The organism is Neisseria sp. P0006.S004 (assembly GCF_051963015.1).
Lineage (GTDB): Bacteria > Pseudomonadota > Gammaproteobacteria > Burkholderiales > Neisseriaceae > Neisseria.
Genome location: NZ_JBQCUS010000002.1, coordinates 143,571 through 157,435 on the forward strand (window position 1 = coordinate 143,571; position 13,865 = coordinate 157,435).

The following is a 13,865-nucleotide window of genomic DNA, read 5'->3' on the forward strand; positions in this document are numbered from 1 at the left end:
TTAGCAAAGAGGGGATAGGAGAGATTTGGCAGAAGTGAAATCAGCCTTTTAATTCATACTTCAAATCAAGAGAATCATAGAAATCTAAGAATTCTTGATTTAGATTTGAGTATTCATCTTTGAATACTGGGGCATTATTTCCTTGGGTATCATCAGAAATAACATCACCTAATATTTCTGATAAATTCTTTTTAAGAATAAATTGGTCAACGATTTCTCCCCAAGAGGGATTTTGATGAATTAATTCATAATTATTTAGATCACCAATTAAATCCGATTCTTTGAATTTTTGGCTTTTTATTTCCCGTCTTTTTATTTCCCGTTTCTTAGGTATTAAAATATAAGAACAAGCTTGAGAAAATTTTGCTTTTTCAGAAGGTGGATTAAATTTGCTTGTAGAAACATCATCAGCTACTCCATTAGATTCAATATAAATGCAAGGCGTAGAGTAATTAGGTGATTTTTGAACAAAGAATTTACAGTTATCAATATCATGTTTTGATAGGATTCTTTCTACATCAGAATAAAAATCTTCTAAAAAATCCTTTAAATCTGCAATGTGTTCAGGATTTTTGATATAGCATTTCCCATTAGAAGCATGAGACTTTCTGATTTCTTCCATTCGTTTAAGAAATTTAGTTTTAGTTGAGTATGTAACGTCACGTCTTTTAAAGTAGCAGGGGATACCTTTAGCCATTTAAAATTTCTCCTTTTAATAATCTAGGTAATAACAAGTCCCTTGCTTTCTCAAGGTCTTGATTTTCTTTCGTGTGAGTTGTTATCATTTCATATATCGATTCGCATTGTTTATTAAACATAATTAATATATTTTTTTCAGGAACAATTACAGAGATTCCTCTAAATGTTGTTTTGCTAATTTCTAAAAATGTAGTTCCACTTGCTCTACTTTTTATTTCTTCTAAGTTTTCTTTACACCATTGCAACATATAGAAGTTACTTAAAGTCTTATTGCATTTTATTGCAATATACCCTTGGTTGATTGCAACAGGAATTTTAGTTAATGCCAAGTATCCAACAGGCGCGCGTGAAGATAATAAAACCGTGCCAATGGGTAATAATCCTGAACTGATTTTTTTCAAACCTAATTCAGTAATTTTTCTTTCTGCATTGATTAGAACAGGGCTTGTTGCAGAAGAGAGATCTTTTGGTGTTGTCCAAGCGATTTTTCCATTGTTCCAAAAACTTTCTTCTTTCGTTGATGGTGTAGCTCCTCCAACTGTTTCTACTTCTTCGCCAATCGTAGATAATTCCCACCCCTTCGGCACTTCAACCCCATCAACCTCCACCATCTCACACGGAAACGCTTTGGCGGTTTCGGCTAATTCGGCGTAGTGGTCAGGCTGTGTTTGTGAAAGTGCGGTCAGTTCTTCGGGTGTTTTTCCACTGATTGCCTGCATGGCTGCCAGTTCCGCTTGTTCAAGGCTTAGGCCGTCTGAAAGGGCTTGAACTTTGGCACGCATGGGATCGAAATCGACAAACCAACTTTTAAACAGGGCTTGGGCGATTTGTTCCAAGGTTTGGTTGATTTGGGTGTTGAGATCTATTTTTTGGTCAAAACTAAGCAAAATTTCCCCAACTTTTATTTTGTTGATATTTAAATCAGGAAGAGAAATAGATTTTAAAATAGTTTGATTTAAAAGAGGTTGGCCAGATCCTACACGCATGCTATTTAAATTTAAGGATTTTAAATAATAAAACCAAAAAATACTTTCTTTTAAATTCATACTTCTTGCAGATATTGCATTATCTGTTACCCAACATTTCTTATCTGAAAAATGTACACTTCCACAATATGAGCCAACTCTTCCAATAATAATTGTATTTTCATCAGAGTTATATTCAGATGAATAACCAATTATTCCGTTAGCCCCATAGACAGGATAAAAACCAGTATCAGTTCTGTTTGGTGAAGTTTTTCCATTAGAAAATTTCAGGTGTTGCCCTAAGTTACTCATACCCCAATCCCCCTAAATTCTTCTTAATTTCCGCTTCCAATTCCGCACTTTTAGCAAATTGTTCCTTTAAAAGAGCGGTCAGATTTTGCATTTTTTCTGCAAATGGTTCGCCGTCGTCTTCTTGTTCTGCGGTGCCGACGTAGCGCCCCGGTGTGAGGACGAAGTCGTTGTCTTTAATTTCTTCTAACGTAGCAGATTTACAGTAAGCGGCTTGGTCTTCATAGCCGTCTGATTGTTGCCAATCGTGGAGGGTGTCGGCGATTTTGGCGATGTCGTCAGCGGTGAAATCACGCAATACGCGGTCTTTCATATAGCCGATTTGGCGGGCGTCGATAAACAATACTTTGCCTTTGCGCTTTTTGTTGCGGTTTAAGAACCAAATACAGGCGGGGATTTGGGTGTTGGTGAAGAGTTGGCCGGGTAGGGCGACCATACATTCCACCAAGTCGGCATTGATGATGGCTTTGCGGATTTCGCCTTCGTTGTTGGTTTGGCTGCTCATAGAGCCGTTGGCAAGTAATAATGCCATTTTGCCGTTTGGCGAGAGGTGGTAAATCATGTGTTGCAGCCAAGCGAAGTTGGCGTTGCCTTTAGGCGGCGTGCCGTATGCCCAGCGCGGGTCATCGGCCAGGGATTCGCTCCACCAATCGCTGATGTTGAATGGCGGGTTTGCCATAATGAAATCCATCTTTTTGTCGATGTGTTGCGGCTGGGTGAAGCTGTCGGCGTTGTGTTTGCCGAAGTCGTAATCAATGCCGCGAATCGCCATGTTCATGGCGGCGAGTTTCCAAGTGGTTGGGTTGAATTCTTGCCCGTAGATGGAAACGTTGTTGATGTTGCCTTGATGGGCGGTGATAAAGCGTTCGGTTTGCACGAAAAAGCCGCCGCTGCCCATTGCCGGGTCATACACGCGGCCGGAGTATGGCTCGAGCATTTCGACAATCAGGGAAACGATGGATTTGGGCGTGAAATACTGTCCGCCGCGTTTGCCTTCTGCTTGGGCAAAGCGACCGAGGAAGTATTCGTAAACGTGGCCGAGAATGTCTTTTGCGCCTAAATGTACGGGCTCGCCGTTGTAAGTCGGACGGGTAAAGTTGGTATCGGAGAAGAGGATAATCAGCCCGCGCAGGGTGTCTTCGTTTACGGCATAGCCGCTGATGCGTTGGAGGACGCCTTTGAGTTTTTCGTTGTCTTTTTCAATGGCATCGAAGGCATCGTCAATGAGTTTTGCCACGCCTGAAAATTTCCCACCCCAAGGTAATTCAGCCCCAATGTTTAAGATGGAAACGGCTTTAATTTCGTCCCAACGGGCTTGCTGCGGCACCCAGAATACATTGTCGGCGGTGTAGTAGTCGCGGTTTTCCAGTTCGATGCTTAAGGCTTCTTGATATTCTTCGTCCGTATCGTAGAAAGTGCGGTCAAGATAGAGTGGATTTTCGGGGTCGCCAAGCTCTGCCTGAATTTTTTCCTGCTGATGAGTGAAGCTGTCGGAGATGTATTTAAGGAAAATTAAGCCAAGTACGATGTGTTTGTAATTGGCGGCATCAAGCTGCTGGCGCAGTTTATCGGCAGATGACCAAAGTTTTTCATCTAGGTCGTTGAGGAAGGCTTGTTCAAGCGCATGGTTTGCACCAGTCTGTCTCATATCTTAATCCTTGATATAGTTATTTTGAAAAAACAATAATTTAATTCTGATTGAAAATTTTCGTAATCTTGGGATTATAGTGGTTCTATATAGTAATGTCATTGATTGTTGTGCGGCTTTTGCGTGTAATCGGATAGTTCATTAAAATGGTAAGAGAGAGGTTTTTCAGACGGCCTGATGGATGTATCAAAAGGCCGTCTGAAAAGTTTTGATTTGATTGTTTACCTGATACAGGAAGATTTTTATGAAACAGGCGGTTGATCCTTATGCGAGTTTCCGTGAACTGACGCTGCGGGGGATGATACTCGGCGCGTTGATTACGGTGATTTTTACGGCATCTAATGTGTATTTGGGCTTGAAGGTGGGCCTGACTTTTGCGTCTTCGATTCCGGCTGCGGTAATTTCGATGGCGGTTTTGAAGTTTTTTAAAGGCAGCAATATTCTGGAAAATAATATGGTGCAGACTCAGGCTTCAGCCGCGGGTACGCTCTCCAGTATTATTTTTATTCTGCCGGGTTTGCTGATGGCCGGTTATTGGGCGGGCTTTCCGTTTTGGCAGACTACGCTGCTGTGTATGTCCGGCGGTATTTTGGGCGTGATTTTCACTGTGCCTTTGCGTTATGCGATGGTGGTGAAGAGCGATTTGCCTTATCCGGAAGGCGTGGCGGCGGCTGAGATTTTGAAGGTCGGCGACCATGATGCGGACCAGCAGGAAGGCGGCAGCGGTATCAAGGAATTGGTGTCGGGCGGCGCTCTGGCCGGTTTGATGAGCTTTTGCGCAAGCGGTTTGCGCGTGGTGGCGGACAGCGCGAGCTTTTGGTTTAAAGGCGGCGCGTCGGTGTTTCAAGTGCCGATGGGCTTTTCTTTGGCTTTGCTGGGCGCGGGCTATTTGGTCGGTCTGACCGGCGGTATCGCGATTTTGCTGGGTATTTCGATTGCCTGGGGTGTGGCCGTGCCTTATCTGTCGGCGCATATTCCGCAACCTGCCGATATGGAGATGATTCCTTTTGCGATGTCTTTGTGGAAGGAAAAAGTCCGTTTTATCGGCGCGGGTACGATCGGTATTGCGGCTATTTGGACGCTTTTGACTTTGATGAAACCGATGGTCGAGGGTATGCGCCTGTCTTTCCGCAATTTCGGCGGCGCGCAGATGACTGAGCGCACGGAACAGGATTTGTCGCCTAAGGCGATGATTGCCTGGGTGTTGGCGATGATGCTGGTGTTGGGCGTGTCCTTCTTCCACTTTATCGGCGACTCGCATATTTCCGGCGGTTTGGCTTGGCTGTTGGTGGTTGTATGTACGCTGCTGGCTTCGATTATCGGCTTTTTAGTGGCCGCGGCTTGCGGTTATATGGCCGGTTTGGTCGGTTCGTCTTCCAGCCCGATTTCGGGTGTGGGCATCGTCTCTATCGTCATTATTTCGCTGGTGTTGCTGCTGGTCGGCGAATCCGGTGGCTTGATGGCTGATGAGGCAAACCGCAAATTCTTGCTGGCGTTGACGCTGTTTTGCGGCGCGTCTGTGATTTGTGTGGCTTCGATTTCTAATGACAACTTGCAGGATTTGAAAACGGGTTATCTGGTAAAAGCGACACCTTGGAAACAGCAGGTTGCGCTGATTATCGGCTGCGTTGTCGGTGCATTGGTGATTTCGCCTGTGTTGGAGCTTTTGTATGAAGCCTACGGCTTTACCGGCGCGATGCCGCGTGAAGGCATGGATGCGGCCCAAGCACTTGCCGCGCCTCAGGCAACTTTGATGACCACCATCGCCCAAGGTATTTTCTCGCACAATCTGCAATGGGATTATATTTTCACCGGCGTGGGCATCGGCGTGGCGTTGATTGCGGTCGATTTCACATTGCGCAAATCTTCCGGCGGCAAGCGTGCTTTGCCGGTATTGGCCGTGGGCATGGGCATTTACCTGCCGCCGTCTGTGAATATGCCGATTGTGATCGGCGCGGTATTAGCGGCGGTGTTGAAATCCGTCATCGCCAGCCGTCAAGAAAACCGTGAAGGTCGTCTGAAAAATGCGGAACGTATTGGTACGCTGTTCTCCGCTGGTTTGATTGTCGGCGAGAGTCTGATCGGTGTGATTATGGCGTTTATCATTGCCTTCTCGGTAACTAACGGCGGTTCGGATGCGCCTTTGGCCCTGAACTTGGAAAACTGGGATACAGCCGCCAAATGGCTGGGCTTGGCGTTTTTTGTTTTCGGTATGTTCGTGTTTGCACGCCGCGTGTTGAAAGCAGGACGTTAAGTTTGTAGGTTGAGAAAAGGCCGTCTGAAACCCAAAAAATTGGGGTTTCAGACGGCCTTTTTAGTGGAAATTTGTTTGGAATGATTTTAGGAAGTTTGGGTATAATTATCGCGGGGCTAGGTAGTGAAACAGCCCCATGGCAGTGGGGCTGTTTTATTTGAACCTCCCTAGAAAGGAGAGTTTCAACATGAAACGAACCAAGCCGAAAGGTCGTTCATGGCTGAGACTGCGGACAGTCGTTAGGATTATCTTAACCCTGTTCCTGTTCTTAGTCAATTAAACGGCTGAAAACAAAAAACTGTTTTTCAGTTTCCGCCTGTTTGTCATGAACAGGCGGTTTTTTATTGTTTAACGCTGATTTAAACAATCTGCAATTGCTTTGGCAATTTTGGCACTGGCGCCTTGGTGTTGCGAAATGAATTGCTCGGTGTGGCTGATCAGCTGTTGGCGCAGCGTTTCGTCGTCGAGATATTGGCACGTGGTTCTGTACCAGGCTTCGGCGGTTTCGACGCGGACGGCGGCTTTGGCTTCGACTGCGCCTTTGCAGGCTTGGGCGAAGTTGTAGTTGGAGTAGCCGAAGAGGGTGGGGACGCGGCAGGAGATGGGTTCGATGATGTTTTGGCAGCCGGCATCAACGAGGCTGCCGCCGACGAAGGCAATGTCTGCGCTGAGGTAGTAGGCGGCAAGCTCGCCCATGCTGTCGCCTATCCAAACCTGTGTATCGGGGGAAACGGGTTGTCCGTCGCTACGTTTTTGCACGGCATAACCAAGCGATTTGGCGGTATCGTAGGCCGTCTGAAAGTTTTCAGGGTGGCGCGGTACGATGACCAGCAAGGCATTGCCGCGATAGCACTGCCATGCCTTGAGGAGCAGCTCGGCTTCGTCTGTGCCTTTGTACACGCGCGTGCTGGCGCAGACGACGACGGCTCGTGCGCCGATGCGTTCTTTAAAGGCGGCGGCAAGAGGGCGAGAATCGTCGGGGGGCGCGATGTCGTATTTGGTGTTGCCGCAAACGTGGACGTTGGATGCGCCGATAAGGTGCAGGCGTTCGGCATCGGTGGCGGTTTGGGCAAAGCAGCCGGAGAGGGTCTGCATGGCAGGCTCGACCAGCTTGCGGATTTTGAGGTAGCCGCGTTGGGATTTTTCGGAGAGGCGCGCGTTGGCCAAAAAGAGGGGAATGCCTGCTTCTTGGCAGCCGTGCATCAGGTTGGGCCAGATTTCGGTTTCCATCAAAATGCCGCAGATGGGGCGGTGTTCGGTTAAAAATCGGGCGACCCATTCGGATTTGTCGTAGGGCAGGTAACGACATTGCGCATCGGGGAACAGGGATTGCGCGGTGGCGCGGCCGGTCGGCGTCATTTGGGTAATCAGAAACGGCGAGTCGGGAAAATGGCGGCGCAATGCCTGCACTAAAGGTTCGGCTGCACGCGTTTCGCCGACGGATACGGCGTGTATCCAAATCGGGCGTTGTACGGGATTGGGATACGCCTGCCCGAAACGCTCGTCCCAATGCTCGAGATAGGCTGGGGATTTGAGGGCGCGGCGGCGCAGGTGGCGGCGGATCAGGAAGGGGGCGAGGTACCACAGCGTGGCGTAAAGGCGGCGTATCATGCTTACGGGTCTTGTGTCGGAATAGGCCTATTTTATCGGAAACTGAAACGGAAGATATAGCTTTGATGCGTGTTTTACGCAAAGGAAACAGGCCGTCTGAAAGGTTTCAGACGGCCTTTAATACAGGCATAAACGCGTTTACTTCACTTGCGCCATGTATTTTTTCAGACGGCCTTTGCTTTGCATGGCGCGGTTTTCCATTTCATCGACAACGGCTTGCGCTTTGGCTTTGTTCACCGGTTTGCCGACCTGAATCACGCCGCTCATGTTCATCATGCGGTGCGGCGGGCAGGTATAGACGTATACGCCTTCTTTGTCGAGTTTGAGCGTGAAGTCTTTGCCGTCTTCGGAGAGGAAGTCGGCAACGCCGTCGGGCAGGGCTTTGCTTTGCACCCAGTGGCCACTGTTAGTGGCTTTGAAGGTAACGGTATCGCCGACTTTGGCGTTGACGTAGCCGGGCTCGAACACCATGCTGCCGTCTTTGCCGTTGTCGAGCATTTTGACTTCGTGGTTGGCGGCGTATGCGCTAAGGGAAGCGGTCAGCATCAGGAGGAAGAGGGATTTTTTCATGGAGAAAGTCCTTTCTAAGGATAAAAAAATATGGGGCGGGCTGATGAGTCGGAGAGGCAAGCCTTGGGCTTACCGCCCTCTCCCTAACCCTCTCCCGCAGGAGATGGGATAAGTTGCAGGGAGTTTGCAGGCCGGATGCTCAAATCCGACATTTGCAGGAGCGGTTAAGTTACGCACTCTTCCGCATCGGGCGGATAACGGGCAGGCCTTTGCTGTCGTACAAAAGCTCGATGTCCACTTTGTACAATCTGCCGATCATGTCCGCCTGCAACACATCCTGTGGCGCGCCCTGCGCCTGTACTTTGCCTTCGCCGAGCAGAATCACGCCGTCTGAAAACTGCGCGGCGAGGCTCAAATCGTGCAACACCATCAGCGTAACCAGATTGTGTTCGTGCGTGTATCGCACCACGCGCTCCAAGAGGTTCAACTGGTGGTGCATATCCAGCGCGCTGACCGGTTCGTCCAGCATCAGGATTTCGGGACGGCGCAGCATGACTTGGGCAAACATGACGAGCTGCCGCTGTCCGCCGGAAAGCCGCATGACGTCTCGGTGCGCCAGATGGCCGATGCCCAGCTCCGCCATAATACTTGCGGCTTCGTGCAGCAGTTCGTCGCCGACGTGCATGTGCAGCGCGTCCATGCGGCCGAGCAACACGACTTCCAGCGCGGTCAGCGAGGCTTCGGCGGCGGTGTCCTGCGGCATATAGCCTATGCGTTTGCGCCAGCTTTGCAGGTGGATTTTGCTCAACACTTCGTCGCCGTAGCGGATGGTGCCTTTGTGCGCGACTTCGCCGAAAATCGTTTTCATCAGCGAGGATTTGCCCGTGCCGTTGGGGCCGAGCACGGAATAGACTTTGCCTTGTTCCAGCGTCAAATCGATATTGTCGGCGACCACATAATCGCCGCGCCGGATGTGTACGTTTTCAAGTTTCAACATTTCAGACGGCCTATCGTTTCGTTAATACAATCCAGAAGAAGAACGGCACGCCGACAAACGACGTAACAATCCCCACCGGAAACAGCGCGCCCGGGATAATCACCTTGGACAACACACTGGCGACCGACAAAAACGCCGCCCCCGCCAGCATCGCGCCGGGCAGGAAGAAACGTTGGTCTTCGCCCAAAAGAATCCGCGCCACATGCGGCGCAACCAAGCCGATAAAGCCGATTACGCCGACAAAACTGATGGCCGTCGCCGTCATTACCGCCACCAACACCAGCGTTTTCAGGCGCAAAAATTGCAGATTGATGCCCAGCCCGACGGCGCGTTCTTCGCCCAAGCGCAGCGCGGTCAGCTTCCACACGTCGCGCGAAAGCAGAAACACGCATACCGCCGTAACCGCCGCCGTAACGATGACTGTTTCCCAAGTCGCCTTGGTCAGGCTGCCGAACAGCCAAAACAGAATCTGCTGCGAAATCTCAGGCGCGGCGATAAATTGAATCAGCGACAAAATCGACTGAAACAGGAACAACAGCGCAATCCCCACCAACACCAACATCGCCGAATTGAAGCGGCGCGCTGAGGCAAACAGAAACAAGATGCCCGAAGCCAGCATGGTCATCACAAACGCGCCGATGGGAACGGCGACCGTTTCAGGCAGCCCGAAACCGCCGAACGCAATCACCGCTGACGCGCCCAAACCCGCCGCCGCCGCCAAGCCCAGCGTATAAGGGCTGGCCATCGGGTTGTTCAGGAGCGTTTGAATTTCCGCACCGCCGACACCTAAAGCCGCGCCGACCACCAAGGCCATCACCGCAATCGGCAGGCGCAAATCCATCACAATCAGGCGGTTCATTTCATCGACTTCGGGTTTGCCCAGCAAAACATTGACCACTTCGCCGACGGGCAGCGTGTCCGTCATCGCAGGGCCGGTGGCGATGTCGAATAGGAAACTGACCGCTGCGATGACTAAAAACATCAACACAATCAACCAACGCTTGCCTTCCAACTTGCGCTGGTTTTTCACAATCTCGGCGACAACCGAATCATTCATGTTTCAAACCTTTAAAAAAGAGTGTTGTGAAAGGGGAGAACAGGTTTGCCTTTTTCTTCCGCAAAAATTTCAGACGGCCTTCCGATTTAAAAGGCCGTCTGAAAATCTAAATTACCTTATTGTCCTTTCGGATAGAGGTAGAACGTACCATTTGGTACGACGGGCAGGTTTTGGCGGTAGAAGTCCAAATAGGTTTTTTCAGGGTTGAAATCCTTAAACAACTGCGGATAAATCGCTTTGGCCATAAACTGAATCGATGCGCTGTCGGACAGCGTGCGCGAGTTAGCGTGGTAGGCGGCGTAGAGGCGGTTGTTTTTAATCGCAGGCAGGTTTGCCCAGCCGGCGCGTTTGGCAAAGCCTGCCAAGCGTTTTTCTGCTTCCGCTTTCGGAATGCCCCAGCCCATGACCATGGCGGCAGGATTTTTCTTCAATTCGGTTTCGCGGCCGGTAATCACGATCACGTCGGGTTTGGCGGCGAGGACTTTTTCAGGATTGATCGGGCCGTAGAATTCGACCGAAGAAGCGGCGATATTGTTGCCGCCGACCAGTGTCGCCATCGAACCCCACATGCTCTTGCCGAAGGTAACGCTGTGTTCGGCAGGGCCTTTGTTGCCGAACTCGATATAGACTTTAGGCTTGGGCAGGTTGGCTTTTTGCACGCGCGCTTGGATGGTGTCGGCAACGCGTTTGTAGTCTGCCGCCAGTTTGTCGGCTTTTTGCTGCTGGCCGGTCAGCGTGCCGATAAGCTTGGTCGATTGAATGTGTTTGGCCACCGTTTGCGCGTTGTAGTCCAACACGACGATGGGGATGCCGGCTTTGTTGATGCGGTCGAGATCGGAACCCAAAGCCTTGTATTGCCATTCGGCCAAAACCAGCAAATCGGGTTTCAGCGCCAATACTTTCTCAATCGAGAAAGTGCCGACTTCCACTTCGCCCACGTCGGTCAGCTGATTCAGTTTAGGCACGGCTTTGCTGAAGGCCGCCCAACTTGGCGGCGCCCAGTCGGCCCAAACTGCTTTGGAGAAACCAACGACGTTGTCCAGCGCGGTTTTGCCGCCGATGGCCATGTAGTCTTGGTAGTAGAAGCCCAACACCACGCGCTTGGCAGGCAGGTCGACAGTTACCTTACGGCCGAGGATATCGGTCAGCTGAACGGGTTTGGCAAAAGCGGATACGGAGCCGACTGATAAAGCGGCGGCGGCAATCAAAGCAGAAAGTTGCGTAAATCTCATGAATCATTCCTTTAAAATATGATGATAATTACTATCTTTTTATAAATTTACAAGGTATTGAATCTTTTTTCAAGTGAATGTAGAGATAGACATATTTCGAAATAAAAAGTTTCATCATTAAAACGAAGGGATAGTGTTTATATAGGGCTTGGGTGTACTGAAGACCTAGTAAAAAGGAATGATATGGGGTACCTAAAGCCATAGTGGGCAGTAGCTGGAATGGATAGGTAAAGGGTTTTTTATTGCAAAAAAATAAAAGGTATTCGGTTGAAAACAAGGCCGTCTGAACCTTGCAATCAGGGTTCAGACGGCCTTTGGTGTGGGCATAAAAACTTTTATTTTACTTGCGCCCTATATTTTTCAGACGGCCTGTAAGCAGTGTTTGGGAAAAGTGAAAAAGGTTGGTTTTTGAAATGGCGAAATAGGGAAGAAGGGGGCTTGAGGGAGAATCGGGCATAAACTAAAAATGGGGACAAATAAAAAGGGCGTGTATCGAAACACGCCCTTTTTAGAGATTCAGACGGCCTGTGATTCCGCCTGTTCGCTTTGGTTGAGGATTTTAATCAGTTTTTCGGCTTTTTCCGGGTCTTCGCAGCGCAGGATTTTGGTGGCATCGTTTTCGAGATGGCCGGTGTGGCTGTGCAGGATGATGTTTTTAACCGAAAGCAGGTTGTTGGGGTTCATGGAGAAGCGACGCAAGCCCATGCCGAGCAACAGTCGGGTGAAGACGGTATCGCCGGCCATTTCGCCGCAGATGGACACGCCTTTTTCCATGCGGTTTGCGGTGCGGATAATGTGTTGCAGCGTTTTGAGGACGGCAGGGTGGCCGGGTTGGTAGAGGTGGCTGACGCTGTCGTCACCGCGGTCGACCGATAGGAGGTATTGAATCAGGTCGTTGGTGCCGATGGAAACGAAGTCGACGAGCTTAAGGATGCTGCCGACGGTCATGGCGGCGGACGGGATTTCAATCATGCAGCCGATGCTGACCGGGCCGAAGGTTTCGCCGCGTTCGGTCAGCTGGCGTTGGGCCGTGTCCAGATGGATAAGGCATTGGCGCACTTCGGAAATGGATGTAATCATCGGCCACATCATACGTACGGGGCCGTGGGCGGCGGAGCGGAGGATGGCGCGCATTTGGGTGCGGAACATGACGGGCTCAGCGAGGCACAGGCGGATGCCGGTTAGGCCGAGTGCGGGGTTGAGGCTGCCGTTGGGCGTGCTGTTTTGGCCGAACCAGCGCGGATTTTTATCGACACCCAAATCGACGGTGCGGATAGTGATGTTTTTACCTTTGAGTTTTTTGACGATGCCGGCATAGACTTCGTATTGTTCGTCTTCGGTCGGCATGTTGTCGCGGTTGAGGTAGAGGAATTCGCTGCGGAACAGGCCGACGCCGTCTGCGCCGAAGTTGTGCAGGGCTTTGATGTCTTCGGCGGATTCGATGTTGGCCAAAAGTTCGATGTTGATGCCGTCGGCCGTGGTGGCGGCGGTTTTTTTGATTTTGTTGAGTTCGCGCTTGTGGCTGCGGTATTCGCGGGCGAGGCGGCGGTATTCGTTGAGGACGACTTCGTCGGGATCGATGATGAGGACGCCGTTGATGCCGTCGACGATGACGATTTCGTTTTCGGTAATGAGTTTGCGGGCGTTGTGCAGGCCGATGACGGACGGGATGTCGAGGCTGCGGCCTAAGATGGCGGTGTGGCTGGTCGGGCCGCCGGCATCGGTTACGAAGGCGGTAATGTGCTGCTCTTTGAACAATACGGTATCGGCAGGCGAGAGGTCGTGCGCGATGAGGACGGTGTCGTCAAACAGGTTGCCGGCGAGGTTGATTTCGTTGCTTTGTCCGACAAGGTTGTTGTGGATGCGGCGGACGACTTGGAGCATGTCCTGTTTGCGTTCGCGCAGGTAGTCGTCGTCGATGCTGTCGAACTGGGCGGCGAGCTTGTCGCTTTGCAGTTTTAATGCCCATTCGGCGTTGATTTTCTGTTCGCGCAAAATGTCGATGGGTTCGCGCGAGAGGGTAACGTCGGTTAGCAGCATCAGGTGCAGGGAAATGAACGCGCCCAATTCGGTCGGGGCGTTTTCGGGAATCGCGCCGCGCAGCTGTTCCAGTTCTTTGCGCGTGGCTTTGATGGCGTTGTCGAAACGGGTAACTTCGGCATCGAGCTTGTCGGGATCGATGTCGTATTGGGGAACTTCCGCTGCACCGCGCGTGATGAGGTGGGCGTGGCCGATGGCGATGCCTTTGCCTGCGGCCACACCGTGTAGGACGATGCTCATTATTCGCCCTCGCCGAAGTAGTCGTTGATAAGGTCGGTCAATGCCTGCATGGCGGCGGCTTCGTCTGCGCCGTCTGTTTCCAGCTCAATCACGGTGTCTTTGGCGGCGGCCAGCATCATCAGGCCCATGATGCTTTTGCCGTTGACGCGGTTGCCGTTTTTGGTAACCCAGACTTCGCTTTGGAATTGGGAGGCGGTTTGGGTGAATTTGCTGGAGGCGCGTGCGTGCAGGCCGAGTTTGTTGATGATTTCGATTTCTTGTTTGAGCATGGATTTCCCCTAAATGTTCGTAAAGTGAATGGTT

The 13,865-nt window shown here is 50.6% G+C and carries 11 protein-coding genes; 1 reads left to right on the forward strand and 10 read right to left on the reverse strand.

The features are described from left to right. Positions 1-40 precede the first annotated feature (40 nt). Genes ACTHR2_RS03660 through ACTHR2_RS03670 form a run of 3 tightly spaced genes read right to left on the reverse strand, consistent with a single transcriptional unit; the run spans position 41 to position 3,621 of the window. The gene (locus tag ACTHR2_RS03660; protein WP_440375367.1) at positions 41-697 is read right to left on the reverse strand and encodes a hypothetical protein; all 657 of its coding nucleotides are present in this window, start codon (positions 695-697) and stop codon (positions 41-43) included. Further along, the gene (locus ACTHR2_RS03665) at positions 690-1,976 is read right to left on the reverse strand and encodes a restriction endonuclease subunit S (RefSeq protein WP_440375368.1); all 1,287 of its coding nucleotides are present in this window, start codon (positions 1,974-1,976) and stop codon (positions 690-692) included. Before ACTHR2_RS03665 ends, ACTHR2_RS03660 begins: the two co-directional genes overlap by 8 nt. Next, complete coding sequence (locus tag ACTHR2_RS03670; RefSeq protein WP_440375369.1) at positions 1,969-3,621, reverse strand: type I restriction-modification system subunit M; 1,653 nt, start codon at positions 3,619-3,621, stop codon at positions 1,969-1,971. The genes ACTHR2_RS03665 and ACTHR2_RS03670 overlap by 8 nt, the downstream gene beginning before the upstream one ends. A gap of 244 nt (positions 3,622-3,865) precedes the next feature. Here ACTHR2_RS03670 and ACTHR2_RS03675 point away from each other — a divergent pair, with 244 nt between their 5' ends. Further along, complete coding sequence (locus ACTHR2_RS03675; RefSeq protein WP_263339763.1) at positions 3,866-5,875, forward strand: OPT family oligopeptide transporter; 2,010 nt, start codon at positions 3,866-3,868, stop codon at positions 5,873-5,875. A gap of 348 nt (positions 5,876-6,223) precedes the next feature. Here ACTHR2_RS03675 and waaA read toward each other — a convergent pair whose 3' ends face one another. The 7 genes from waaA to ACTHR2_RS03710 form a co-directional block, all read right to left on the reverse strand. Beyond that, entirely contained in the window at positions 6,224-7,486 is a 1,263-nt protein-coding gene (gene waaA, locus ACTHR2_RS03680; RefSeq protein ID WP_440375370.1) for a lipid IV(A) 3-deoxy-D-manno-octulosonic acid transferase, read from the reverse strand. Positions 7,487-7,624: 138 nt separating this feature from the next. Then, positions 7,625-8,056 (reverse strand): plastocyanin/azurin family copper-binding protein, encoded by a 432-nt coding sequence (locus ACTHR2_RS03685; RefSeq protein ID WP_049323637.1) that lies wholly within the window; start codon positions 8,054-8,056, stop codon positions 7,625-7,627. 169 nt (positions 8,057-8,225) lie between these two features. Next, the gene (locus ACTHR2_RS03690; protein ID WP_070843612.1) at positions 8,226-8,993 is read right to left on the reverse strand and encodes an ABC transporter ATP-binding protein; all 768 of its coding nucleotides are present in this window, start codon (positions 8,991-8,993) and stop codon (positions 8,226-8,228) included. 10 nt (positions 8,994-9,003) lie between these two features. Continuing rightward, positions 9,004-10,050, reverse strand: coding sequence for a FecCD family ABC transporter permease (locus tag ACTHR2_RS03695; protein WP_049332949.1), 1,047 nt, complete (start codon positions 10,048-10,050; stop codon positions 9,004-9,006). 116 nt (positions 10,051-10,166) lie between these two features. Beyond that, on the reverse strand, positions 10,167-11,282 hold the full coding sequence (locus ACTHR2_RS03700; RefSeq protein WP_263339773.1) for an ABC transporter substrate-binding protein: 1,116 nt from the start codon (positions 11,280-11,282) through the stop codon (positions 10,167-10,169). A 516-nt stretch (positions 11,283-11,798) separates the two neighbouring features. After that, entirely contained in the window at positions 11,799-13,562 is a 1,764-nt protein-coding gene (gene ptsP, locus ACTHR2_RS03705) for a phosphoenolpyruvate--protein phosphotransferase (protein ID WP_263339776.1), read from the reverse strand. After that, the gene (locus tag ACTHR2_RS03710) at positions 13,562-13,831 is read right to left on the reverse strand and encodes an HPr family phosphocarrier protein (RefSeq protein ID WP_263339779.1); all 270 of its coding nucleotides are present in this window, start codon (positions 13,829-13,831) and stop codon (positions 13,562-13,564) included. The genes ptsP and ACTHR2_RS03710 overlap by 1 nt, the downstream gene beginning before the upstream one ends. Positions 13,832-13,865: the final 34 nt, after the last annotated feature.